A 22701-nucleotide genomic window follows, 5' to 3' on the forward strand; every position below is an offset into this window, starting at 1 on the left:
GGCAGGTCCGCGGGAAGCAGCGGAGAGAGGCCGACGGGGAAGCCGGGGCGCGGGTGGGCCGGAGCGGTCAACGAGGCTTGTTCCACGGACCGTTCGGCTTCCCGGAGCGTCCCGCCGGCATCCGTGTCGCTCAGGAATCTGTGGTGCATGTCATCGCATGGACGGTGTCAGACAGGAAAAAGAGCGGTGAAGACGGGGGGTGCGCAGGATAATCTCCCGGCTTTCCTCTTGCGTAACGGAACCTCGCATACATACGGTGTCCATACGCGAGGTTTTCCTGTGGAGGATGGGACATGACGGAAGTTCTTGTGCAGGTGGGTTCGGAGGAGCGGGTTCCTCCCGTGGCCAGGGTGGTGGAGCACCCGGCGTGGCCCGTGCTCAAGGCTGCCGTGGAGCAGATCCGGCCCTGGCAGTCCGCGGACGGCTCCATCGACCTCGACGCGGACGGCGCCCCCGCCGCCGCCGACGTCGAAGCCGTCGTGCGCCGGGTGGCCGAGGCGATAGACGAGCTCTCCCCGCTGGTGCCCCACGACGTCGCCTACCACGAGGCGCTGGTCAAGGACCTGCGCCGCTGGGCCGACGGCGGCTTCCAGGTGCCCGACTTCCTCGACTCGCTGCTGGCCTTCCACCCCGCCGCGAAGCGCGAGGACGGCCTCCAGCACCTGGTCGTCTTCCCGATGTACACCCAGAACGGCAACCTGGACCGCAACTTCGAGGCGGTCGTCCTGCGCATGGTGTGGCCCGAGTGGCTGGCCGAGCTGGAGGCGACCCGCTACGACAACCCGCTGTTCTGCGGCATCACCTTCGAGGACTTCACCGCGGGGTACGACACCAACTCGGCGGTCCTCTTCCCCGAGACGATCGCGGTGCGCGAGGCGCCCGAGCGCTTCACCTGGGGCGGCATCTTCTGCGACCGCGAGGCCGCGCGCTTCCGCGCCGTCACCGAAGCCGCCGTGGACACGCTCGGCCTCGAACTGCCCGAGGACATCGCCGCCATGGTCCACGACCAGGAGCGCTGCGAGAAGGCCTTCGTGCTCTGGGACATGGTCCACGACCGCACCCACAGCCACGGCGACCTGCCGTTCGACCCCTTCATGATCAAGCAGCGCCAGCCGTTCTGGATGTACGGCCTGGAGGAGCTGCGCTGTGACCTCACCGCCTTCAAGGAGGCCGTGAAGCTGGAGTCCGAGGGCAACGAGCACGGCCGCGACGTGCAGTACGCCGTGCTCTTCGACCGGATGTTCCGCTTCCCCCTCTCCGGCGACCGGAACCGCAACTACGACGGTCTCGGCGGCCAGCTCCTGTTCGCCTACCTGCACAAGCACGACGTCGTCCGCTGGACGGACAACAAGCTGCACATCGACTGGCAGCGCGCCCCGCAGGTCACCAACCAGCTCTGCTCCGAGATCGAGGAGCTGTACCGGGCGGGCATCGACCGCCCCAAGCTCGTCCACTGGTTCAAGGCCTACGAGCTGGTCTCCACCTACCTCGCCCCGCACCCGGGCTCCCGCTGGGCCAAGGGTCCGGACGCGCTCGACCTGTCGCTGCCGCCGCGCAAGCTCGTGGACGACGTGCTTCCGGACGAGTTTCCCCTGAGCATGTTCTATGAGGCGCTCTCCAAGAAACTGAAGAACGTGATCGCCTCCACCAAGGGCATCACCGCGGCCGGCTCCGAGCGGGTCGCCGCGTGACCGACCGCGGTAGCGAGAACACTGCTCAGGAGGCGAAGACCATGGGGAACGGGGCACTCAGCGGTGCGGTGATCGCGGTGGCGGGCGCGGGCGGACCCGCCGGCCGTGCGGCGCTGCTCAGGCTCGCCGAAGCCGGCGCGACCGTCATCGGCGCGGACAACGACGCGGAGCGGCTGGCGGAGGCCGTGGACGCGGCCCGCTACGCGCACGGCGGCTCCACCGTCGTCGGCGACACCGTCGACCTGCTGGACCTCCAGTCGACCCGTGACTGGGCCGCGCGCATCCAGAAGGACTTCGGCCGGGTGGACGGGCTCGTCCACCTCGTCGGCGGCTGGCGCGGCAGCGAGACCTTCACCAAGACGGTTCTGGACGACTGGGACCTGCTCGAACTCCTGCTGATCCGCACGGTGCAGCACACCACGCTCGCCTTCCACGAGGCGCTGCAGGCCAGCGAGCGCGGCCGGTACGTGCTGATCAGCGCGGCGGGCGCGAGCAACCCCACCGCGGGCAACGCCGCCTACTCCGCGGCCAAGGCCGCCGCCGAGGCCTGGACCCTGGCCATGGGGGACTACTTCCGCAAGGCCGGCATCGCCGAGGGCGCCGACGGCGCGACCTCCGCCGCTGCCATCCTGGTCGTGAAGGCGTTGGTGCACGACGCGATGCGCGCCGAGCGACCGAACGCGAAGTTCGCGGGCTTCACGGACGTCACGGACCTGGCCGAGTCCATCGTCGGCGTCTGGGACAAGCCCGCCGCCGAAGTGAACGGAAAGCGCCTGTGGCTCACCGAGAAGCCGTGAACCCTCCGAAGACCGACGCCCGCCGTCATCACGACCCGGCCGTCCGCGGCTTCGCCAGCGACAACTACGCGGGGGCCCACCCCGAGGTGCTCGCCGCCCTGGCCCTGGCCAACGGCGGGCACCAGGTCGCGTACGGCGAGGACGACTACACGGACAACCTGCAGGGGATCGTCCGCAGTCACTTCGGGGCCGGCGCGGAGGCCTTCCCGGTCTTCAACGGCACCGGCGCGAACGTCGTCGCGCTCCAGGCGGTCACCGACCGCTGGGGCGCGGTGATCTGCGCGGAGAGCGCGCACATCAACGTCGACGAGGGCGGCGCCCCCGAGCGCATGGGCGGCCTCAAGCTGCTCACGGTGCCCACGCCGGACGGCAAGCTCACGCCCGAACTGATCGACCGGCAGGCGTACGGCTGGGACGACGAGCACCGCGCCATGCCGCAGGTCGTCTCGATCACCCAGAGCACCGAACTGGGCACGCTCTACACGCCCGGGGAGATCCGCGCGATCTGCGACCACGCCCACGCGCACGGCATGAAGGTGCACCTGGACGGGTCCCGGATATCCAACGCGGCCGCCTCCCTGGACGTCCCGATGCGGACGTTCACCAACGCGGTCGGCGTCGACATCCTGTCGCTGGGCGGCACGAAGAACGGCGCGCTGTTCGGCGAGGCGGTCGTCGTCCTGAACCAGGACGCCGTCAGCCACATGAAGCACCTGCGCAAGCTGTCGATGCAGCTCGCCTCCAAGATGCGCTTCGTGTCCGTGCAGCTGGAGGCGCTGCTGGCCAAGGACCTGTGGCTGCGCAACGCCCGGCACGCCAACGAGATGGCCCAGCGTCTCGCCGAGGGCGTCCGCGCCGTGCACGGCGTGGAGATCCTCTACCCGGTCCAGGCCAACGCGGTCTTCGCCCGGCTCCCGCACGACGTCAGTCTGCGGCTGCAGAAGCGCTACCGCTTCTACTTCTGGGACGAGGCCGCGGGCGACGTCCGCTGGATGTGCGCCTTCGACACGACCGAGGACGACGTCGACGGCTTCGTGGCCGCGGTCAAGGAGGAGATGGCCCAGCAGTAGCGGGGCCGGCTTCCTCCAGCGCGCATAAATATGCGACCACCCGAAAAGTTATTGACTCTCGGGTGGTCGCATTCTTATGCTCTACGGGTATGGAGCTGATCCAGGCAACGAGCGACCTGTCCGCCTACCTGGCCGCCGACGAGGTGGTCGACCACTACCATCCACTCGTCCGCGAGACGGCCGCACGGCTCGCCAGGGAATCCGCCGACTCGTATGCCTATGCGCGGTCGGCGTTCGAGTTCGTACGGGACACCATCCCGCACTCGGTCGATTCCGGCGACCCGCGGGTCACCTGGCGCGCCTCCGACGTCCTGGAACAGCGCACCGGCATCTGTCACGCCAAGGCCCACGCGCTCGCCGCGCTCCTGCGGGCCGAGGACATCCCCACCGCGTTCTGCTACCAGCGGTTCGAGGTGCTGCACGGTCTCGTCGCCGTACGCCTGGACGGCGCCTGGCACCGGCAGGACCCCCGGGGCAACAAGCCCGGCGTGGACGCCCGGTTCTCCCTCGACGGAGAGCGGCTCGCCTTCACGCCCGACCCGCACCTCGGCGAACTGGACTATCCCGGGTTGTACGCCGAACCGCACCCGGCCGTCATCGGTGCCATGAGGGCCGCCCCCGGCCGGGTGTCCCTGCTCCGGACGCTTCCGCTCGCGCTGTGAGGCCCGGGGAAGCGTCCGTCGCGGAGTGAGGAGGAGAAGGGGGTCAGCGGGCCTCGGCCGCGCGCACCTCTTCGGGGGTCGGCGCGGTGCCGCCGAGGTGGGCGGGCATCCACCAGGTGTCGTCCGGACCCTTGGGGTGTACGGGGTAGGCGCGCTGCGCCGATTCGAGCAGCTCCTGCACCCGGCCGCGCAGCCGCCGGGTGATGGCGCCCGCGTACTGGTCCTTCGGGGCCTCCACCGGCTCGCCGACCCGGATGGTGATGGGGGTGTGGCTGCGCTTGAAGTTGCGCGGGTGACCCTTGGTCCACAGCCGCTGCGTGCCCCACAGTGCCATGGGGATGAGCGGCACGCCGGCCTCCTGCGCCATGCGCGCGGCACCGGACTTGAAGCTCTTCAGCGTGAACGACTGCGAGATGGTGGCCTCGGGGAAGACGCCGACGATCTCACCGGACCGCAGCGACTCCAGCGCGTGCTGGTACGCCGTCTCGCCCTGCTGACGGTCCACGGGAATGTGCTTCATGCCCCGCATCAGCGGACCGGAGATCTTGTGCCGGAAGACCGACTCCTTCGCCATGAAGCGCACCAGGCGCTTCTGCGGCAGGGCGGCCAGGCCATCGAAGATGAAGTCCAGGTAGCTGATGTGATTGCTGACCAGCACGGCGCCGCCCGAGCGCGGAATGTTCTCCGACCCCTTGCAGTCGATCTTGAGGTCCCACACCTTGAACAGTGTCTGGGCGAGGCCGACGACGGGACGGTAGACAAGCTCTGCCATGGACGGGGTGGACCCTTCTCTCTGCCTGGGAAGGGGTCTCCCGGCGGGAAAGTTACGCTGCCGTAGGTTTACGGCAATGCGCAGATCGTGCCCGAAGAACGGACGGGTGGCCAGTCCTGGTGCCGTGGAACGGCGAGATCCTCGTCACGTCGTCCCTTGATCCACCTCGGGCTTTTAACCCGCCTTTACTTTGCGCGCACCGCGACACGCCGTACAAGCAGGTACATCTCGCATCCGAGGCAGTACCCGAACGCGGCATTGAGAAACGCCGCCGCGAGCGCGCACGCGGTCGCCGCCGACCCGAGCCACGCCGGTCCCGCGGTCCAGCCGATCAGGCCCACCACCGCGAAGCCGAGCCCGACCGCCTGAGCGAACCGCGGGGGCTCCGGTGCCTCGAACTCCGCCGGCGGGCCGAGCCGCGGCCGTACCGCCTTGCGGAAGACCCAGCCGTACGGCGAGCGCGTCACCCCGCCCGCCGTCCCCAGGGCGAACGCCAGCGTCTGCCACGCCAGCAGCCAGACGCTCCCGGTGATCAGGGTGACCGCCAGCACGACCGCCGTCACCGCCGCGCCGAACCGCGGCCCTCTCGCATCGATGTCCATGAATCAAGCATTCCGTACGAAGGACGCCACCCGGCCCCGGGAATCTTTGCGGTCTCGTGAATGCTTGTGCATGTGATGAGCGGACTTGTGGTGTGCGTGGCGGTGCTCGCGGCGGCGAGCGTCTTCGGAGTGCTGCACCGGCGGCGGAGCGGGAGGGTGCGGGTGAGCGGGCGCGACGGCGGGAAGCGGCTCGGCGCCGCGGAGTTGGGGCAGGACCTCGGGGAACGGGCCACGCTCGTGCAGTTCTCCAGCGCCTTCTGCGCCCCCTGCCGGGCCACCCGGCGGGTGCTGGGCGAGGTGGCCGGCATGGTCCCCGGTGTGTCCCACGTGGAGATCGACGCCGAGGACCACCTGGACCTCGTCCGCGAACTCGGCATCCTCAAGACGCCCACCGTGCTCGTGCTCGACGCCGGCGGGCGGATCGTGCGGCGCGCGGCGGGCCAGCCGCGCAGGGCCGACGTGATCGCGGCGCTCGGAGAGGCCGTCTGACCGGTGGCGATCATGCCGTCCGACCGGTGGCGATCATGGTGAGCCATCTCCCACATGTCCGTACGCCCTTGACTGCGCCCGCCGCCTCTCGTCAGCCTGACCGTATGTCACCGCACCGCCTTCTCCCCGAGCGCGCCGACATGGACCCGGCCCGCACCGCGGGCGCGCGCGGTCCGGGCTGTTGACCGGCCAAGGACCGTCTCCCGCCCCCGGTTCCGCCCGAGCGGCGGGCACCTCCCGTCGGCTCTCGCAGAAGGACAGCTCCATGACGGCCACACCCGGCCTCGGTACCGCACGGCCCGCCTCGCCCGATCTGCTGCGCTCCGTGTTCCGGCGCCACGCGGCCGGTGTGGCCGTGATCACCGCCCCGGGTGCCCGCGGTCCCGTCGGTTTCACCGCCACCTCGCTCACCTCGGTCTCGGCCGAGCCGCCGGTCGTCTCGTTCGGCATCGGCACCGGCGCCTCCAGCTGGCCCGCGATATCCGAGGCCGGGCATGTCGGCGTCCATGTGCTCGGCGAACACCAGCGGGAGCTGGCCGCCACCTTCGCCCGCAGCGGCGCCGACCGGTTCGGCGCGCCCACCCGTTGGCGTAAGGGGCCCGAGGAAGTTCCCGTGCTCGACGACGTCCTCGCCTGGCTGGTGTGCCGTGTCGTGGCGCGGGTGCCCGCGGGGGACCATCGCATCGTCCTGGCGGAGGTAGTGCTGGGCGATCACTCGGGCGCGGGCGGCCCCCTCCTCTACCACCAGGGCCGCTTCAACGGTCTGCGTGACTGAATCCGCAGGCCGGGGGCAGTGGCTTTGCTACTCGCCGGTTCTACTCGCCGGTTACGCAGCGTTGCGAAGGTCACAGTCCAAAGCGCTTGCTTAGTGTGCGTCCACTGGGTGTACTGGTGAGTAATATTTCGTTCGGAGCGCGGGCCGCCCCGACCGGGATCGGCCGCTTCAGGCGCCTATGCTGCCTGAAAGAAGGCAGCCCAGAAATGACGATGCAGTAGGAGAGCCGGCGTGAGCTTGAGGATCGTTGTCACTGTGAAGTACGTGCCCGACGCCACTGGCGACCGGCACTTCGCCGATGACCTGACCGTCGACCGTGACGACGTGGACGGCCTGCTGTCCGAACTCGACGAGTACGCCGTCGAGCAGGCGCTGCAGATCGCCGAGGACGCGGACGACGCCGAGATCACCGTGCTGACCGTCGGCCCCGAGGATGCCAAGGACGCGCTGCGCAAGGCGCTGTCCATGGGTGCCGACAAGGCCATCCACGTCGAGGACGACGACCTGCACGGCACCGACGCCGTCGGCACCTCCCTGGTGCTGGCCAAGGCGATCGAGAAGGCCGGCTTCGACCTGGTCGTCTCCGGCATGGCCTCCACCGACGGCACCGCGGGCATCGTCCCGGCGCTGCTGGCCGAGCGTCTCGGTGTCCCGCAGGTCACCCTGCTCTCCGAGGTCTCCGTCGAGGACGGCGTGGTCAGGGGCCGCCGTGACGGCGACACCGCCTCCGAGCAGCTGGAGGCCTCCCTCCCGGCGGTCGTGTCGGTCACCGACCAGTCGGGCGAGGCGCGTTACCCGTCCTTCAAGGGCATCATGGCCGCCAAGAAGAAGCCGGTGGAGTCCTGGGACCTGTCCGACCTCGACATCGAGGCGGACGAGGTCGGTCTCGAGGGTGCCTGGACCAAGGTCGACACCGCCACCGAGCGTCCGGCGCGCACCGCCGGCACGATCGTCAAGGACGAGGGCGAGGGCGGCAAGCAGCTCGCTGAGTTCCTCGCGGGCCAGAAGTTCATCTAGTCGCCGAAGGTCCGGGGCCCGTCCCCGGACCGTCGCAGCGGCCAAGGCCCACCCCGCTTACCGCCCCTCAGACTTCGCAATCCGCAGGAGAGCATTCCCATGGCTGAAGTTCTCGTCTACGTCGACCACGTGGACGGTGCCGTCCGCAAGCCCACCCTCGAACTGCTGACGCTGGCCCGCCGCATCGGCGAGCCCGTCGCCGTCGCCCTCGGCTCCGGTGCCGAGAACACCGCCGCCGCGCTCGCCGAGCACGGTGCGGTGAAGGTCCTCACGCACGACGCCGCCGAGTACGCCGACTACCTCGTCGTGCCGAAGGTCGACGCGCTCCAGGCCGCGTACGAGGCCGTCTCCCCGGTCGCCGTGCTCGTCCCGTCCTCCGCCGAGGGCAAGGAGATCGCGGCCCGTCTCGCGGTCCGCATCGGCTCGGGCATCATCACCGACGCCACCGACCTGGAGGCCGGTGACGAGGGTCCGGTGGCCACGCAGTCCGCGTTCGCCGCCTCCTTCACCACCAAGTCCCGTGTCTCCAAGGGCACCCCGGTCATCACGGTCAAGCCGAACTCGGCCGCCGTGGAGGCCGCCCCGGCCGCCGGCGCCGTCGAGGCCCTCGCGGTCACCTTCTCCGACAAGGCCACCGGCACCAAGGTCACCGCCCGCACGCCGCGCGAGTCGACCGGCCGTCCCGAGCTGACCGAGGCCGCGATCGTCGTCTCCGGCGGCCGTGGCGTCAACGGCGCCGAGAACTTCTCGGTCATCGAGAACCTCGCCGACTCGCTCGGTGCCGCCGTGGGTGCCTCGCGTGCCGCGGTCGACGCCGGCTGGTACCCGCACACCAACCAGGTGGGCCAGACCGGCAAGTCCGTCTCGCCGCAGCTCTACATCGCCTCCGGCATCTCCGGTGCCATCCAGCACCGCGCCGGTATGCAGACCTCGAAGACGATCGTCGCGATCAACAAGGACGCCGAGGCGCCGATCTTCGACCTCGTCGACTACGGCGTGGTCGGCGACCTCTTCGACGTCGTCCCGCAGCTCACCGAGGAGATCAAGTCCCGCAAGGGCTGATCCCGCAGCGCTGAGGAAGGCCCCCGCGACCGCACCGGTCGCGGGGGCCTTCGGTCATCCCAGGGCCAGCGAGGCCCGTACGGGCAGGTGGTCGCTCGGGAACTGGCCGTGCAGGGAGAAGGTGTCGATCGACGCCCGGGCCACCTCGGTGCCGGGGCCCGCCAGGATCCAGTCGATGCGGTCGCCGTCCGGCGTCAGCGGCGCGTAGCCGTGGAAGGTCGCGTAGAGCCCGCTCCGCGAGGCGGCCGTGTCCCAGGTGTCGGTGAGCCCGGCGCCCAGCAGGACGTCGTAGACCTCGTTCCGGTGCGCCGGCACGTTGAAGTCGCCTGTGACCAGGCACGGCAGGGACGGGTCGAACTCCGCGATCCGTTCGGCGACGAGCGCGGCCGCCCGTACCCGCGCGTACTGGCTCGCGTGGTCCAGATGGGTGTTGAGGACGTGGAACTGGCGCCCGCCGTCCTCCAGATCGCGGAAGCGCACCCAGGTGGCGATGCGGGGGAGTGCGGCGCCCCAGGTGTTCGAGGCGATCACCCGGGGGGTGTCGGAGAGCCAGAAGGTGTCGTGCTCCAGCGGGGCCAGCCGCCGGGTGTCGTAGTAGATGGCCACGGACTCGTCGCCGCTTCCGCCCTCCCGGCCGGTGCCGATCCACTCGTAGTGCGGCGCGAGGTCGGCCTCGACGTCGAGGAGCTGCTCGTAGAGACCTTCCTGGGTGCCGATGACGTGGGGGGACGTGCGACGCAGGAGCTCGCGCATCACCGGACGGCGCACCGGCCAGCTGTTGGGCTCGACATCGCTCGCGAAGCGCAGGTTGTAGGTCATGACGTCGAGACGGGGGCGGGGACCGGGCCGCCGGGTGGCGGAGGCCCGGGCCTGGGTGAGCAGGGGCAGGGCGACCGCGGCGGCCACCGCGTTTCTGAGCCCGGTGCGGCGGGTCACTCTCCTGTAGTCGGGCACGTGTGCTCCTTGGCTCGCGAGTCGGGACGGGGCGCGCACCACCGGAGGGGAACAAGGAACCGGGACAGTCTGCCCCGGGCGACCGGGACGGGAGTGAACGCGGCGGGGTCGGGGCGTGTCCCGTGGTCCACGAGGGTGTTGACCCGCGGGAAGCCCGCCGGATAACTTCATTCAACAGATTGTTGATTCCATACTGCGGAAAAGCCAGGAGGCTGTCGGATGGGTAAGGGTCAGCAGGAGACGGTGACGACGAGCCTGTCGGGGGCCGTCACCGAAGCGATCGGCGCCTCCCTCGCCCCCGTCGACGCCGAACTAGAGCGCCGCTATCCAGGAGACCCCGGCACCCGCCAGCCCGTCCATACCGTGTACGTACCCGGAGACGCCTTCGCCGCCGACACCGTCCGCGTCTGGGGCGACCGTGCCCTCGCCGCACTCGACGAACACGCCCCGGACGCGGCGTCCTTCGCCGCCGTCCTCGGCCTCGGCGACGAACTCGCCGGGCCCGTGTACGACCGTGTCCGGGCCAAGCTGGAGCGCGAACCCGTCGAGGACCTGCGGGTCGACTTCGAGGACGGCTACGGCCCCCACCCGGACGCCGAGGAGGACGCGGCGGCGGCCCGCGCGGCCCGGCTGATCGCCGAGGCGTACGAGAACGGCACCGCGGCCCCGTACATGGGGATCCGCATGAAATGCATGGAGGCGCCGGTCCGCGACCGGGGCATCCGCACCCTCGACATCTTCCTGACGGGCCTGATGGAGGCCGGCGGCCTGCCCGGCGGGCTCGTCCTCACCCTGCCCAAGGTGACGTACGCGCGGCAGGTCACCGCGATGGTCAGGCTCCTGGAGGAGTTCGAGAAGGCCCGCGGCCTGGAACCCGGACGGATCGGCTTCGAGATCCAGATCGAGACCAGCCAGGCCATCCTCGCCACGGACGGCACGGCCACCGTCGCCCGCATGATCCAGGCCGCCGAGGGCCGCGCCACCGGACTGCACTACGGCACCTTCGACTACAGCGCCTGCCTCGGCGTCTCCGCCGCCCACCAGTCGAGCGACCACCCGGCCGCCGACCACGCCAAGGCGATCATGCAGGTCGCGGCCGCCGGCACCGGCGTACGCCTGTCGGACGGCTCCACCAACGTCCTGCCCGTCGGCCCCACCGAGAAGGTCCACGACGCCTGGCGCCTGCACTACGGCCTCACCCGCCGCGCCCTGGCCCGCGCCTACTACCAGGGCTGGGACATGCACCCCGCCCACATCCCGACCCGCTACGCGGCCGTCTTCGCCTTCTACCGCGAAGGCTTCCGGCACGCCGCCGCCCGCCTCTCCCGCTACGCCGGCCATGCCCCCGGCGACGTCCTGGACGAACCCGCCACGGCCAAGGCCCTCAGCGGCTACCTCCTGCGCGGCCTGGACTGCGGCGCCCTGGACCTCGCGGAGGTCGCCCGCGAATCGGGTCTGACCCGCCAGGACCTGGAGGGCTTCGCCCGGCCGCGGCGGGGGGATCTCACTGTGTCGGGGCAGTAGCGGCGCGGCCCCCGCTCAAGGAGCCGGGGGCAGTTCGCCCGAGCCGCGGGTGATCAGGCGGGTCGGGAGTTCGATGCGTTCCGGGGCGATGAGGTTGCCGTCCAGCTGGCGGAAGAGGCGTTCGGCGGCGGTGCGGCCGAGGGCGGCGGCGTCCTGGGCGACGACGGTGACGCCCGGCTCCAGGAGGTCGGCGAGCTCGATGTCGTCGAAGCCGACGAGGGCGACCGGGCGGCCCCGCTCGGCGATGACACGGACGACGGTCACGGTCACACGGTTGTTGCCCGCGAAGACCGCGGTGACCGGAGAGGGGCCCGACAGCATGTCCTCCGCCGCCTTGCGGACCCGCTGAGGATCGGTGACGCCGAGGGACATCCAGTCGTCCTCGACCGGTATCCCGGCGTCCTCCATCGCCGCCCGGTAACCGCGCAGACGCTCGGCCGCGGTGTGGATGCGCGGCATGTCGCCGATGAAGCCGATCCGGCGGTGGCCGTGCGCGATCAGATGGGCGACGCCGTCCCGGGCGCCGCCGAAGCTGTCCGACAGGACGACGTCGGCGTCGATCCGCCCGGCCGGGCGGTCCACGAAGACCGTGGCGACGCCCGCCTTCATCTCCGGCTCCAGGTAGCGGTGGTCGTCGCCCGCCGGGATCACGACCAGTCCGTCCACCCGCCGCGCGCACAGCGCGAGCACCAGCTCCTGTTCGCGCTCCGGGTCCTCCGCGCTGGAACCGTTGATCAGCAGGGCTCCGTGCGCCCGCGCCACCTCCTCGACCGCGCGGCTCAGCGGCCCGTAGAACGGGTCCGCGAGGTCCTCCAGAACCAGTCCGATGCTCGCCGTACGACCCTTGCGCAGCACCCGGGCGCTGTCGTTGCGGCGGAAGCCCAGCGCCTCGATGGCCTCCTGGACGCGCCGCTCCGTGTCCGGGGTGACCCCGGGCTCACTGTTGACCACGCGCGAGACCGTCTTCAGACCGACTCCCGCACGCGCCGCCACGTCCTTCATCGTCGGACGGTTTCCGTAGCGGTTCTCGGATCGGCGGGCGGTCTCGGCCACGATGTGCTGTCCTGTCCTGTCGTCCACGGGGATGCGTAGGTCCATGGGGTTGTATGAGGATGTGGCGTCGAGCATAGAGCCTGGACAACGTTGTCAGATGCGGGAGACACTGTCCACCGCAATCTCCGGCCTGCGTCTTCCCCAGGGCGCACGGTCCCCGGGGTCCGTCGGCGGGTTCCGCGCGGCGTACGACGGGGCCCGATCCTGAACCGTTCCCGGCCGGAGACCCGGGGCCCGCGGCGCGGCGGGACCGTCACCACACCCCATGGGAGACCTGAAACTGATGCACACCGACCTCGTGGCCGCGCTCGACATCGGCGGCACCAAGATCGCCGGAGCGCTGGTGGACGGCCACGGCCGGATCGTCCTGCGCGCGCAGCGTCCGACGCCCGCCCAGGAGGACGGCGACACCGTGATGCGCGCCGTCGAGGACGTCATCGGTGAGCTGGCGGTCTCCCCGCTGTGGAGCAGTGCCGGAGCGCTGGGCATCGGCAGCGCGGGTCCCGTGGACGCGTCCGCCGGCACGGTCAGCCCGGTCAACGTCCCGGGCTGGCGGGGCTACCCGCTGGTCGAGCGGGCCTCCAAGGCCGCCGGAGGACTGCCCGTCGAGCTGATCGGCGACGGCGTCGCGATCACCGCGGCCGAACACTGGCAGGGCGCCGCCCGCGGCCACGACAACGCGCTGTGCATGGTGGTGTCCACCGGCGTGGGCGGCGGGCTCGTCCTGAACGGGCAGCTCCACGCGGGTCCCACCGGGAACGCGGGCCACATCGGGCACATCAGTGTCGACCTGGACGGCGATCTCTGCCCCTGCGGCTCCCGGGGCTGCGTCGAGCGCATCGCCAGCGGGCCGAACATCGCCCGCCGCGCGCTGGAGGCGGGCTGGCAGCCCGGTCCCGACGGCGACACCTCGGCCGCGGCGGTCGCCGAGGCGGCCCGCGCCGGTGACCCGGTCGCCGTGGCCTCCTTCGAGCGGGCCGCGCAGGCCCTCGCGGCCGGCATCGCGGCGACCGCGACCCTGGTCGAGATCGACATCGCCGTGATCGGCGGGGGAGTGGGCAAGGCCGGCGACGTGCTGTTCGCACCGCTGCGCCGGGCCCTCGCCGACTACGCGACGCTGTCCTTCGTGCGACGCCTGACCGTGGCGCCTGCGCTGATGGGCACCGACGCGGGGCTGGTCGGCGCGGCTGCGGCGGCGCTTACCCGCCGGTCGCGTGCGGCTGCGGCTCGCGTGTGATCTGATCCGGTGGGCCGGTCCTGGTCCCCATCCCGGTCCCGATCCCGGTCACGGTCGCGGTCGGACATGAGCGATCCGGAGGCGCCGACCGGGCCTCGGTTCGGCTTCGGGTTCGGCCGGTGGGTGGGTCGGGGCCGTGCCGGTGCATCAGCCCGTCGCCGTTGGGCAGAGATGTGGACGTTAGTGGCGACGGGCATCGATGTACCGGCACGTCCCCTCGCGTGCGTTGCCGGGTGCGGATGCGTTGTAGTGGCCGGCTGGCCCTTCCGTCGATCCTGACCGCGGGTGCAGGATTCGGACCTCCGGACCGCCTTTTGGGTGCGGGGAATGAGGCCCAGAGGGGCCTTACTCCGGCTGCCCGTTGGTGCGGGTGCGGGTGGAGAGGTTTCGGGTGTCGGGCGCTTGGTTCCGGAGATCAGGGACCAGGTACCAGGGACCAGGGGCCAAGCGGGGGCTTGGCGCAGGGTGTCAGGGTGCCGGGTGGCACATTTTGTGTGGTCGGGCGGATCTAGGTGTCTGGATGAAGGTGGTCCGTCCACCCGTGACTCCGTCCGGCTTCCGTAGTTGAACCGGGCATGAAGAAGCGCAGCATGATGGCCATCGCCTCCCTCGCCACCGGGTTCGTCGTCGCGGCGATCACCCCGTCCCACGCCCTGAGCGGGGACACCCTGAGCGACCTGAACGTCAATGACACGCTCAGCTCGCTCGACCACACCGTCGCCGCCGACAGCCTGGCGGTCGACGAGGGCGCCCTGGGCGGCCAGAACGCCTGAAGGACCCCGCGCCGCGCCGGTGTCCCCTTCACGGGGGCACCGGCGTCGCCGTGTCGGCGCCCTCATCAGCGGCTGGTTTCCGTGGCAGGGTGGAGCGGGCAAGCCTCAGGGGGCCACAGAAGAGGGGGAATCGTGATCGTCTGGATCAACGGTGCGTTCGGTGCGGGAAAGACCAGCACCGCACGGGAACTGATCGAGCTGATCCCGAACAGCACGCTCTTCGACCCCGAGGTCATCGGGGGCACACTCACGCAGTTGCTCCCGGCGAAGCACCTCGCCGAGGTCGGCGACTTCCAGGACCTGCCGATCTGGCGCCGGCTCGTGGTCGACACGGCGGCGGCCCTGCTCGCCGAGCTCGGCGGCGTTCTCGTCGTCCCCATGACCCTGCTGCGGCAGGAGTACCGCGACGAGATCTTCGGCGGACTCGCCGCACGCCGCATTCCCGTACGCCATGTGCTCCTCGCTCCGGCGGAAACGATCCTGCGGGAGCGAATAGCCGGGCGCGAGGTGCCGCCCGACCTGCCGGACGGCGAGATGCGCGTCCGCCAGTGGTCCTACGACCACATCGAGTCCTACCGGGCCGCCCTGCCCTGGCTGACGGCCGACGCCCACCCCGTCGACACCAGCGCGCTCACCCCGTACGAAGCCGCCCTGCGTGTCGCCGAGGCCGTACGCACCGGGGAGGCGCCCGTATGCGACATCGTGCAGACCCCCGAACCCACCGCGGAGACGGTCGCCGCCGGCGTGCTCCTCTTCGACGAGAACGACCGCGTCCTGCTCGTCGATCCGACGTACAAGGCGGGTTGGGAGTTCCCCGGCGGGGTCGTGGAGACCGGCGAGGCCCCCGCGCGCGCCGGTATGCGCGAGGTCACCGAGGAAACGGGGATCACCCTCGACGAGGTTCCCACCCTGCTCGTCGTCGACTGGGAGTCGCCCGCACCGCCCGGCTACGGCGGTCTGCGGCTCCTCTTCGACGGCGGCCGCCTCGACGAACAGGCCGTACGAGGGCTGCTGCTGCCGGGGCCCGAACTGCGCGGCTGGCGCTTCGTCACCGAGCAGGAGGCGGCCGACCTGCTGCCGCCCGTCCGCTACGAACGGCTCCGCTGGGCCCTGCGAGCCCGCGAGCGCGGAGCGGCGCTCTACCTGGAGGCCGGGGTGCCGCTGGGCTGACATCGCCCGTTCTGGCGGCCGGCGGTCTGATGTGTGGTGCCCGCTCCGGCGGCCTTATGTGGTGCCTGGTGTGGTGCCTGGTGTGGTGCCTGGTGTGGTGCCTGGTGTGGTGCCTGGTGTGGCGAGGGCCCTCACCTGTTGGTGAGGGCCCTCGCACACCAGAGGGTGGTCAGCTCGCCGCGTAGTTCCGCAGGAACAGGGCCTCCGCGACCGACAGGCGCTCCAGCTCGTCCGGCGACACGCTCTCGTTGACCGCGTGGATCTGCGCCTCGGGCTCGCTCAGGCCGATGAGCAGGATCTCCGTCTCGGGGTACAGCGAGGCCAGCGTGTTGCACAGCGGGATCGAGCCGCCCATGCCCGCCGACTGCATCTCCCGGCCCGGGTAGGCGACCGCCATGGCCTCGGCCATCGACGCGTACGCGGGGCTGGAGGTGTCGGCGCGGAACGCCTGGCCCTGCCCGATCCGCTCGGTGCTCACCCGCGCGCCCCACGGCGTGTGCGCCTCGATGTGCGCCTCCAGCAGCTTCGTCGCCTCGGCGGCGTCGACGCCCGGCGGCACCCGCAGGCTGATCAGCGCACGCGCGCTCGCCTGCACCGACGGCGTCGCGCCGACCACCGGCGGGCAGTCGATGCCGAGCACGGTGACGGCCGGACGCGCCCAGACGCGGTCGGCGACCGTGCCGGAGCCGATCAGCTCCACGCCGTCGAGCACCTTGGCGTCCTCACGGAACGCCTGCTCCCCGTACTGCAGGCCGTCCCACGCGGCCTCGCCCGCCAGGCCGTCCACGGTCGTCGAACCGTCCTTCGCCCGCAGCGAGTCCAGGAGGCGGATCAGCGCCGCCAGCGCGTCGGGCGCCGCACCGCCGAACTGACCGGAGTGCAGGTTCCCTTCCAGGGTGTCCACCTGCACCCGTACGAGGGTCATGCCGCGCAGGGTCGCGGTGACCGTCGGCACCCCCGCCCGGAAGTTGCCGGCGTCGCCGATGACGATGGTGTCGGCGCTCAGCAGCTCCGGGTGCGCCTCGGCGTACCGCTCGAGACCGCCGGTGCCCTGCTCCTCGGAACCCTCCGCGATGACCTTGACGTGCACCGGAACGCCGCCGTTCGCCTTCAGGGCCCGCAGCGCCAGCAGATGCATGACGAGGCCGCCCTTGCAGTCGGCGCTGCCCCGTCCGTACCAGCGGCCGTCGCGCTCCACCAGCTCGAACGGAGGCGTCGTCCAGGCCGTTTCGTCCAGTGGCGGCTGCACGTCGTAGTGCGCGTACAGCAGGACCGTCTTCGCGCCCTCGGGGCCCGGCAGAAAGCCGTACACCGACTGCGTGCCGTCCGGGGTGTCGAGCAGCGCCACGTCCTGGAAGCCCTCGGTGCGCAGCGCGTCCGCGATCCAGTTGGCGGCACCCTCGCTCTCGCTCTTCGGATACTGGTCGAAGTCCGCCACCGACTTGAAGGCGACCAGCTCGGCGAGCTCCGCCTTCGCCCGGGGCATGAGCGAGGCGACGGTCTCGGCGACCGGATTCGACGACATGGGCACGCTCCTTGCAGGTACGACGTTGTACTTCTATGTACAGATGATCGAGTGGTGCGGACTGGTGTACAGGACGCATCCGTGGCAGATCCTCCCACAGCGGCCGGCGGTGACGCCCGCCGTAGGATGCGGGGGACAGGTGCGGCAGACGGCTGGACTGGGAGCAGTAGACCAACGTGAGCAGCGAGAACTCTTCGGCGGACGACGAGCGGCGTGCGGCGGACGACGAACAGCAGGTGTGGGACGTCGTGGTCGTCGGCGGAGGGCCGGCGGGTGCCTCGGCCGCCTACGCGGCAGCGGTCGCGGGACGCAGCGTCCTGCTGCTGGAGAAAGCCGAACTGCCCCGCTACAAAACATGCGGTGGCGGCATCATCGGCCCCTCGCGCGACGCGCTGCCCCCCGGCTTCGAACTGCCGTTCAGAGACCGGGTGCACGCGGTCACCTTCTCGATGGACGGCAAGTTCGCCCGCACCCGGCGGTCCCGGCACATGCTGTTCGGGCTCATCAACCGTCCGGAGTTCGACCAGCAGCTTGTCGAGTTCGCGCAGAAGGCCGGCGCCGAACTGCGCACCGGCGCCACGGTCTCGCGCGTCGAGCAGCACGGTTCGGCGGTGCCGGACCGGCGCACCGTGGCCGTGGTCCTGCAGGGCGGCGAGACCGTTCTGGCGCGGGCGGTGGTCGGTGCCGACGGCAGTGCCAGCCGGATAGGGGCGCACGTCGGTGTGAAGCTCGACCAGGTCGACCTGGGCCTGGAGGCCGAGATCCCGGTGCCGGAGACGGTCGCCGAGGACTGGCGCGGTCGCGTCCTGATCGACTGGGGCCCCATGCCCGGCAGTTACGGCTGGGTCTTCCCCAAGGGCGACACGCTCACCGTCGGCGTGATCTCCGCACGCGGCGAAGGCGCCGCCACCAAGCGGTACTTGGAGGACTTCATCGCCCGGCTCGGCCTCGCCGGTTTCGAACCGTCGATCTCCTCGGGCCACTTGACGCGCTGCCGGGCCGACGACTCGCCGCTGTCGCGCGGCCGGGTGCTCGTCTGCGGTGACGCCGCGGGACTGCTCGAACCCTGGACCCGTGAGGGCATCTCGTTCGCGCTGCGCTCCGGGCGGCTCGCGGGCGAGTGGGCGGTACGGATCGCCGAGGCGCACGACGCGGTGGACGCCCGGCGTCAGGCGCTGAACTACGCCTTCGCGATCAAGGCGGGGCTCGGCGTCGAGATGAGCGTCGGCAAGCGGCTGCTCGGGGCCTTCGAGCGGCGCCCCGGTATGTTCCACGCGGGGCTCACCGGCCTGCGTCCGGTGTGGAAGGCCTTCACGGGAATCACCCGCGGCTCCACCACGCTCGGGGAGATCATCCGGACCCACCCGATGGTCGGACGTGCCCTGACGAGCCTGGACCGCCGTCCCCAGGTGGCGGAAGGCGCGGAGGACTAGGCGGAGGAAGCGGTAGGGCGCGGGGGACCGGAACGCCAACGCGCCCGACGGTTCCCGTCGTCACCCGAAGGAGTCGGGGCGAGGCGAACGGGAACCGTCGAGGGTGGTCGGGAACGGCGGGGGTGGGCGGGACCGTCGGATGTATCGGGCGGGACCGTCGGGCGGTGGACGGGAATCGCCGGAGCCGTCGGACGGGAGTCCTCGGACGTGTCGGGCGGGTCATCGGGCGGCGGACGGGAACCCTCGGGGGCGTCGAACGGGAGTCCCTGGACGTGTCGCCCGGTTCGTCGGCCCGGTTCAGGCGGCGACAGGGCTCGCGTCAGCTCTTGACCGTGATCCGGAAGACCGGGTGGTCGGGAGCGATGCGCCGCAGCTCCTCGTCGGACGAGTCGGGGCCGACGCCCCCGAAGAACACGCCGACCTCGGCCTTCCAGCGCTTGAGGTACGCGCGCAGGACCGGCACCTTGTCGTCGTCGGCCACCTCCACGGCGGTGAACGTCTCGACCTTCTTGCCGAGGCGCAGCTCGCCTCCGCCGACCGCCCGCATGTTGTGCGTCCACTGGACGTGACCGCGGGGTGCGACGAGGTAGCGCTCGCCGCCCAGGGTGAGCGGATTGACCGGGGTCGTGCGCCACTCGCCGCTCTTGCGGCCCCGGACGGCCAGGACGCGTGAGCCGCGGAGGCTGAGGCCGCGCTTGGTGATCCAGGCCACGGCGCGGTTGAGGACGTTGACGGTGAACCAGCCGGGCTTCTGGACGTGTGTGGACACGATGACCTCTCGGGGCGAGCGTGTGATGAGAGCGCCGATCTGTTTTGTGAGCACCGCTCTCGCTTGAGAAGAGTCTGCATCGGATCGGTGATCCAATGCAAGAGCAGTGCTCTCGTTTTTGTGCACCGATCTCTTTTGTGGCAGCCGATCGCGTAACGGAGCACCGATCCACTTTCAGATCGCTGCTCTCGTTTGTGTGCACTGCTCTGAAAACGTGGGACACTGCACCGTATGAGTACCGCGCGAGGGGCACGTGCCCGAGCCAGGATCGAGGTCACGGCGGCCATCAAGGACGAGGCGCGCAGACAGCTCGCCGCCGAGGGCGCCGCCAGACTCTCCCTGCGGGCCGTGGCCCGCGAGCTGGGCATGGTCTCGTCCGCGCTCTACCGGTACTTCCCCAGCCGGGACGACCTGTTGACCGCGCTCATCATCGACGCCTACGACTCCCTCGGCGAAGCGGCGGAGTCGGCGAACGCCGAGGCGGCCGCCGCCGGTCCCCGCGAACGCTGGATCACCGTGTGCGTGGCGGCGCGGCGCTGGGCGCTGGAGCATCCGCACGAGTACGCGCTCATCTACGGTTCACCGGTCCCCGGGTACGTCGCGCCGCAGGAGACCGTTCCCTCCGCCTCCCGGGTCGGCCTGCTCCTGATCGGTGTCGTGCGGGACGCCCACCGGGGCAAGGGGGTGGCCCGCACGCCGGTGCCCGAGGGTCTCAAGACCGAGGCGCGGCGGATGGCCGCCGATCTCGCGCCCGATCTGCCGCCCGAAGTGGTGGTGGCCCTGGTGGCCTCATGGGCACAGCTCTACGGGCTGATCGGGTTCGAGCTGTTCGGCCAGTTCAACCGGGTCGTGGAGGACCGGGAACCGTTCTTCCGGCATGCGGCGGCGCGGCTCGCGGACGACGTGGGGCTCGTGTATCCGCAGAAGGGCGCTGCCGCCGCCGGGCCGCCGTCCGCGTAGGCCGCGCTTCTCCCGGTACGGGCCGCGCGGCTCGCCGGTGGAGGCCCGGGCCTCGACCGCCCCGTACTCCGTGGGGAGTACGGGTGATCACCTCGCCCGGCGGACGCCGTCGCCACGCCGGGCCGTCTAGCGTGACGGCCATGGAAGAGCAGCACACACCCGCGGCGTCGGCGTGGGGCGGTCCGTCGCGATGGTGGCACGGCCCGCCCGGGCGGGACCGCTGGGACGACGAGGGGCGCCGCTCGCGCTGGCCGTGGCGTTCCACGTTGCTGCTGACCGCCTTCGTGTTCATCGGCTCGAACTTCGCCGCCCACGCACAGCACGGCGACCGGCTGGCTCTGGACCCCTTCTCCCGGGCACTCCTTCTGGTGTGCTCCGGCCTGCTGCTCTGGCGGCAGCGCCACCCCGTGTTCGTCGTGTTCGGCACGGCCGCGGTGGCCCTGGTCTACGTGGCGGCCGGATATCCCTACGGGCCGGTCTTCCTCCCCGTCGCCGTGGGCTGCTTCAGCGCCGTGGTCGCCGGTCACCGCAGAGCCGCCTGGACGGCCGTCGGTCTGCTGTGGGCGGGGCATCTCCTGATCGCCCACTGGCTGTACCGCGAGCTGCCCCCGGCCGGCGACCACTCTCCGTCCTGGATGCAGGAGATCGGCATCGCCACCTGGGTCGTGGCGGTCGTGGCACTGGCGGAGCTGGTGCGGGTGCGCCGAGAGCAGTGGAGCCGTGAGCGGGCCGAGCGCGCGCAGGCGGCCCGGCGCCGCGCCGACGAGGAACGGCTGCGAATCGCCCGCGAACTGCACGACGTACTGGCGCACAGCATCTCGGTGATCAACGTGCAGGCGGGTGTCGGCCTCGCGCTCCTCGACTCCGATCCGGAACAGGCGCGTACGGCGCTCACCACCATCAAGGCGGCCAGCAAGGAGGCCCTCGGCGAGGTCCGGCAGGTGCTCGACACCCTGCGCGCACCGGGGGAGGCGCCGCGCGCCCCCGCTCCCGGGCTCGACCGGCTTCCCGAACTGGTCGAGCAGGCGGCGAGCGCCGGTCTCACGGTCGAGATCGAGGGCGAGGTCCCGGCACCCGCGCCCGGCACCGATCTCGCCGCGTTCCGCATCGTCCAGGAAGCGCTGACCAACGTCGTACGGCATTCGGGGTCGCGCCGGGCCCGGGTGCGGTTCGACCACGAGCGGGGCGTGCTCCATCTGCGGATCGACGACGACGGTCCGGCCACCGGCGCGGACGCGGGCGGAAGCGGCAACGGGCTCGCGGGCATGCGGGAGCGGGCCGCCGCGCTGGGTGGCACGATCGAGGCCGGTCCGCGCGACGACGGAGGGTTCCGGGTGCTGGCCGTGCTGCCGTGGAAGACCAAGGAGGAGAACGGGTGATCCGTGTACTGCTCGCCGACGACCAGTCACTGGTCAGGGCCGGCTTCAAGGCGCTCCTCGACGCCCAGCCGGACATCGAGGTGGCCGGGGAGGCCGCCGACGGCGAGGAGGCGGTGCGCGCGGTCCGTGAACTGCGCCCGGACGTCGTCCTGATGGACATCCGGATGCCCGTGCTGGACGGCCTCGCCGCCACCCGCCGTATCACCGGCGACGCCGTGCTCGGGGACGTGAAGGTGGTCATGCTCACCACGTTCGAGCTGGACGAGTACGTCTTCGAGGCCATCCGCTCCGGTGCCTCCGGATTCCTGGTCAAGGACACCGAACCCGAGGAACTGCTGCGCGCGGTACGGGCGGTGGTCGAGGGCGACGCCCTGCTCTCGCCCGGGGTGACGCGCCGGCTGATCTCCGAGTTCGCGGCGCGTTCCAAGGAGCCAGGGTCGGCCGCCGGCCTGGCCGAACTCACCGAGCGGGAACGGGAGGTGATGGCGCTGGTCGGGATCGGCCTCTCGAACGAGGAGATCGCCCGCCGTCTGGTCGTCAGCCCGCTCACGGCCAAGACCCACGTCAGCCGGACGATGGTGAAACTGGGCGCCCGCGATCGCGCCCAACTGGTTGTCCTCGCCTACGAGTCCGGCCTCGTGCGACCGGGCTGGCTGGGCTGAGGAGCGGCGGCTTCCCGGTGGAAGCGGAACAGTACGGTGGCCACGCGTAGCGCGAAGAGGGCGGCGGCCAGGGTGCCACCCACCGTGACGAGCGCGTGCACCGTGCCGGACGACAGGTCCAGGAAGAGGGCGGGACCGGTGACGACCCCGAACGCGACCGCCGCGACGAACGCGGCGCTGGCCAGGGCGTATCCGATCTCGACGGTCACGGCGTCGCGCCGTGCCTGGTGCTGTGCCTGGGTACGCCGCGCCCGTGTCACGTCCGTACCACCTCGGTAACTGCTGCCCGTTTCACCGTTGTTGTCCATGACCCGAGTCAACAGCC

Annotated in this window: 23 protein-coding genes; 16 read left to right on the plus strand and 7 right to left on the minus strand. The window is 71.2% G+C overall.

The genetic code is table 11. From position 1 onward, the window contains the following. The first annotated feature begins 293 nt into the window (after window positions 1-293). The 4 genes from ACFYYF_RS10655 to ACFYYF_RS10670 all read left to right on the plus strand — a co-directional run bounded on the left by ACFYYF_RS10655 (window position 294) and on the right by ACFYYF_RS10670 (window position 4220). A complete protein-coding gene (locus ACFYYF_RS10655; RefSeq protein ID WP_388773557.1) occupies window positions 294-1691 on the plus strand; it encodes a DUF6421 family protein in 1398 nt (465 codons plus the stop codon). Window positions 1692-1732: 41 nt separating this feature from the next. Continuing rightward, on the plus strand, window positions 1733-2488 hold the full coding sequence (locus ACFYYF_RS10660; RefSeq protein WP_361680923.1) for an SDR family NAD(P)-dependent oxidoreductase: 756 nt from the start codon (window positions 1733-1735) through the stop codon (window positions 2486-2488). Next, window positions 2485-3558 carry a low specificity L-threonine aldolase gene (locus ACFYYF_RS10665; RefSeq protein WP_361680920.1) on the plus strand — a complete coding sequence of 358 codons (1074 nt, stop codon included), beginning with the start codon at window positions 2485-2487 and terminating at the stop codon, window positions 3556-3558. The genes ACFYYF_RS10660 and ACFYYF_RS10665 overlap by 4 nt, the downstream gene beginning before the upstream one ends. Window positions 3559-3647: 89 nt before the next feature. Continuing rightward, window positions 3648-4220: a transglutaminase domain-containing protein gene (locus ACFYYF_RS10670; RefSeq protein WP_388773561.1), complete on the plus strand. Its 573-nt coding sequence runs from the start codon at window positions 3648-3650 to the stop codon at window positions 4218-4220. 43 nt (window positions 4221-4263) lie between these two features. Here ACFYYF_RS10670 and ACFYYF_RS10675 read toward each other — a convergent pair whose 3' ends face one another. After that, window positions 4264-4992: a lysophospholipid acyltransferase family protein gene (locus tag ACFYYF_RS10675; RefSeq protein ID WP_388773564.1), complete on the minus strand. Its 729-nt coding sequence runs from the start codon at window positions 4990-4992 to the stop codon at window positions 4264-4266. 185 nt (window positions 4993-5177) lie between these two features. Further along, window positions 5178-5594 (minus strand): DUF4395 domain-containing protein, encoded by a 417-nt coding sequence (locus ACFYYF_RS10680; protein WP_388773567.1) that lies wholly within the window; start codon window positions 5592-5594, stop codon window positions 5178-5180. A gap of 75 nt (window positions 5595-5669) precedes the next feature. Here ACFYYF_RS10680 and ACFYYF_RS10685 point away from each other — a divergent pair, with 75 nt between their 5' ends. The 4 genes from ACFYYF_RS10685 to ACFYYF_RS10700 all read left to right on the plus strand — a co-directional run bounded on the left by ACFYYF_RS10685 (window position 5670) and on the right by ACFYYF_RS10700 (window position 8937). Beyond that, window positions 5670-6083 carry a TlpA family protein disulfide reductase gene (locus ACFYYF_RS10685; RefSeq protein WP_388773569.1) on the plus strand — a complete coding sequence of 138 codons (414 nt, stop codon included), beginning with the start codon at window positions 5670-5672 and terminating at the stop codon, window positions 6081-6083. Between the two features lie 265 nt (window positions 6084-6348). Then, complete coding sequence (locus ACFYYF_RS10690) at window positions 6349-6858, plus strand: flavin reductase family protein (protein ID WP_388773571.1); 510 nt, start codon at window positions 6349-6351, stop codon at window positions 6856-6858. 231 nt (window positions 6859-7089) lie between these two features. Next, a complete protein-coding gene (locus ACFYYF_RS10695) occupies window positions 7090-7875 on the plus strand; it encodes an electron transfer flavoprotein subunit beta/FixA family protein (protein WP_388773573.1) in 786 nt (261 codons plus the stop codon). A gap of 99 nt (window positions 7876-7974) precedes the next feature. Beyond that, entirely contained in the window at window positions 7975-8937 is a 963-nt protein-coding gene (locus ACFYYF_RS10700) for an electron transfer flavoprotein subunit alpha/FixB family protein (protein WP_388773576.1), read from the plus strand. Window positions 8938-8991: 54 nt separating this feature from the next. Here the strand turns inward: ACFYYF_RS10700 and ACFYYF_RS10705 are convergent, their stop codons facing one another. Beyond that, complete coding sequence (locus ACFYYF_RS10705) at window positions 8992-9891, minus strand: endonuclease/exonuclease/phosphatase family protein (protein WP_388773579.1); 900 nt, start codon at window positions 9889-9891, stop codon at window positions 8992-8994. Window positions 9892-10110: 219 nt separating this feature from the next. On the opposite strand from ACFYYF_RS10705, the gene ACFYYF_RS10710 reads away from it, so the two are divergent. Beyond that, window positions 10111-11415, plus strand: a complete 1305-nt coding sequence (locus tag ACFYYF_RS10710; RefSeq protein ID WP_388773582.1) for a DUF6986 family protein — start codon at window positions 10111-10113, stop codon at window positions 11413-11415. A gap of 15 nt (window positions 11416-11430) precedes the next feature. Here the strand turns inward: ACFYYF_RS10710 and ACFYYF_RS10715 are convergent, their stop codons facing one another. Then, window positions 11431-12513, minus strand: coding sequence for a LacI family DNA-binding transcriptional regulator (locus tag ACFYYF_RS10715; RefSeq protein ID WP_361680890.1), 1083 nt, complete (start codon window positions 12511-12513; stop codon window positions 11431-11433). A gap of 238 nt (window positions 12514-12751) precedes the next feature. Here ACFYYF_RS10715 and ACFYYF_RS10720 point away from each other — a divergent pair, with 238 nt between their 5' ends. From ACFYYF_RS10720 to ACFYYF_RS10730, 3 genes are all read left to right on the plus strand, one after another. After that, the gene (locus ACFYYF_RS10720) at window positions 12752-13705 is read left to right on the plus strand and encodes an ROK family protein (RefSeq protein ID WP_388774352.1); all 954 of its coding nucleotides are present in this window, start codon (window positions 12752-12754) and stop codon (window positions 13703-13705) included. Between the two features lie 575 nt (window positions 13706-14280). Then, window positions 14281-14478 (plus strand): hypothetical protein, encoded by a 198-nt coding sequence (locus ACFYYF_RS10725; protein WP_361680887.1) that lies wholly within the window; start codon window positions 14281-14283, stop codon window positions 14476-14478. A 129-nt stretch (window positions 14479-14607) separates the two neighbouring features. Continuing rightward, window positions 14608-15648 carry an NUDIX domain-containing protein gene (locus ACFYYF_RS10730; RefSeq protein ID WP_388774354.1) on the plus strand — a complete coding sequence of 347 codons (1041 nt, stop codon included), beginning with the start codon at window positions 14608-14610 and terminating at the stop codon, window positions 15646-15648. 169 nt (window positions 15649-15817) lie between these two features. Here ACFYYF_RS10730 and ACFYYF_RS10735 read toward each other — a convergent pair whose 3' ends face one another. After that, entirely contained in the window at window positions 15818-17173 is a 1356-nt protein-coding gene (locus tag ACFYYF_RS10735; protein ID WP_388773585.1) for a dipeptidase, read from the minus strand. Between the two features lie 176 nt (window positions 17174-17349). Between ACFYYF_RS10735 and ACFYYF_RS10740 the strand changes: the two genes are divergently transcribed. Beyond that, complete coding sequence (locus tag ACFYYF_RS10740) at window positions 17350-18606, plus strand: geranylgeranyl reductase family protein (protein WP_361680881.1); 1257 nt, start codon at window positions 17350-17352, stop codon at window positions 18604-18606. Window positions 18607-18925: 319 nt separating this feature from the next. On the opposite strand, the gene ACFYYF_RS10745 is transcribed toward ACFYYF_RS10740, so the two are convergent. Continuing rightward, window positions 18926-19375, minus strand: a complete 450-nt coding sequence (locus ACFYYF_RS10745; protein WP_361680878.1) for a nitroreductase/quinone reductase family protein — start codon at window positions 19373-19375, stop codon at window positions 18926-18928. Between the two features lie 231 nt (window positions 19376-19606). Here ACFYYF_RS10745 and ACFYYF_RS10750 point away from each other — a divergent pair, with 231 nt between their 5' ends. The 3 genes from ACFYYF_RS10750 (at window position 19607) to ACFYYF_RS10760 (ending at window position 22376) form a co-directional block, all read left to right on the plus strand. Then, window positions 19607-20335: a TetR/AcrR family transcriptional regulator gene (locus ACFYYF_RS10750; protein ID WP_388773590.1), complete on the plus strand. Its 729-nt coding sequence runs from the start codon at window positions 19607-19609 to the stop codon at window positions 20333-20335. Window positions 20336-20475: 140 nt separating this feature from the next. Next, window positions 20476-21714, plus strand: coding sequence for a sensor histidine kinase (locus tag ACFYYF_RS10755; RefSeq protein WP_388773593.1), 1239 nt, complete (start codon window positions 20476-20478; stop codon window positions 21712-21714). Then, window positions 21711-22376: a response regulator gene (locus tag ACFYYF_RS10760; RefSeq protein ID WP_388773596.1), complete on the plus strand. Its 666-nt coding sequence runs from the start codon at window positions 21711-21713 to the stop codon at window positions 22374-22376. The genes ACFYYF_RS10755 and ACFYYF_RS10760 overlap by 4 nt, the downstream gene beginning before the upstream one ends. Here ACFYYF_RS10760 and ACFYYF_RS10765 read toward each other — a convergent pair. Then, on the minus strand, window positions 22337-22684 hold the full coding sequence (locus ACFYYF_RS10765) for a DUF6332 family protein (RefSeq protein WP_365490669.1): 348 nt from the start codon (window positions 22682-22684) through the stop codon (window positions 22337-22339). The genes ACFYYF_RS10760 and ACFYYF_RS10765 overlap by 40 nt on opposite strands. Window positions 22685-22701: the final 17 nt, after the last annotated feature.

Origin of the sequence: Streptomyces sp. NPDC001914 (genome assembly GCF_042891215.1) — a bacterium.
In the GTDB taxonomy this organism is placed as follows: Bacteria; Actinomycetota; Actinomycetes; order Streptomycetales; family Streptomycetaceae; genus Streptomyces.

Coding starts and splice junctions, on each gene's coding strand:
- ACFYYF_RS10655 (WP_388773557.1), top strand. CDS start 294: ATGACGGAAGTTCTTGTGCAGGTGGGTTCGGAGGAGCGGGTTCCTCCC.
- ACFYYF_RS10735 (WP_388773585.1), bottom strand. CDS start 17,173: ATGTCGTCGAATCCGGTCGCCGAGACCGTCGCCTCGCTCATGCCCCGG.
- ACFYYF_RS10680 (WP_388773567.1), bottom strand. CDS start 5,594: ATGGACATCGATGCGAGAGGGCCGCGGTTCGGCGCGGCGGTGACGGCG.
- ACFYYF_RS10720 (WP_388774352.1), top strand. CDS start 12,752: ATGCACACCGACCTCGTGGCCGCGCTCGACATCGGCGGCACCAAGATC.
- ACFYYF_RS10670 (WP_388773561.1), top strand. CDS start 3,648: ATGGAGCTGATCCAGGCAACGAGCGACCTGTCCGCCTACCTGGCCGCC.
- ACFYYF_RS10725 (WP_361680887.1), top strand. CDS start 14,281: ATGAAGAAGCGCAGCATGATGGCCATCGCCTCCCTCGCCACCGGGTTC.
- ACFYYF_RS10690 (WP_388773571.1), top strand. CDS start 6,349: ATGACGGCCACACCCGGCCTCGGTACCGCACGGCCCGCCTCGCCCGAT.
- ACFYYF_RS10710 (WP_388773582.1), top strand. CDS start 10,111: ATGGGTAAGGGTCAGCAGGAGACGGTGACGACGAGCCTGTCGGGGGCC.
- ACFYYF_RS10715 (WP_361680890.1), bottom strand. CDS start 12,513: ATGGACCTACGCATCCCCGTGGACGACAGGACAGGACAGCACATCGTG.
- ACFYYF_RS10685 (WP_388773569.1), top strand. CDS start 5,670: ATGAGCGGACTTGTGGTGTGCGTGGCGGTGCTCGCGGCGGCGAGCGTC.
- ACFYYF_RS10700 (WP_388773576.1), top strand. CDS start 7,975: ATGGCTGAAGTTCTCGTCTACGTCGACCACGTGGACGGTGCCGTCCGC.
- ACFYYF_RS10755 (WP_388773593.1), top strand. CDS start 20,476: ATGGAAGAGCAGCACACACCCGCGGCGTCGGCGTGGGGCGGTCCGTCG.
- ACFYYF_RS10765 (WP_365490669.1), bottom strand. CDS start 22,684: ATGGACAACAACGGTGAAACGGGCAGCAGTTACCGAGGTGGTACGGAC.
- ACFYYF_RS10675 (WP_388773564.1), bottom strand. CDS start 4,992: ATGGCAGAGCTTGTCTACCGTCCCGTCGTCGGCCTCGCCCAGACACTG.
- ACFYYF_RS10750 (WP_388773590.1), top strand. CDS start 19,607: ATGAGTACCGCGCGAGGGGCACGTGCCCGAGCCAGGATCGAGGTCACG.
- ACFYYF_RS10660 (WP_361680923.1), top strand. CDS start 1,733: ATGGGGAACGGGGCACTCAGCGGTGCGGTGATCGCGGTGGCGGGCGCG.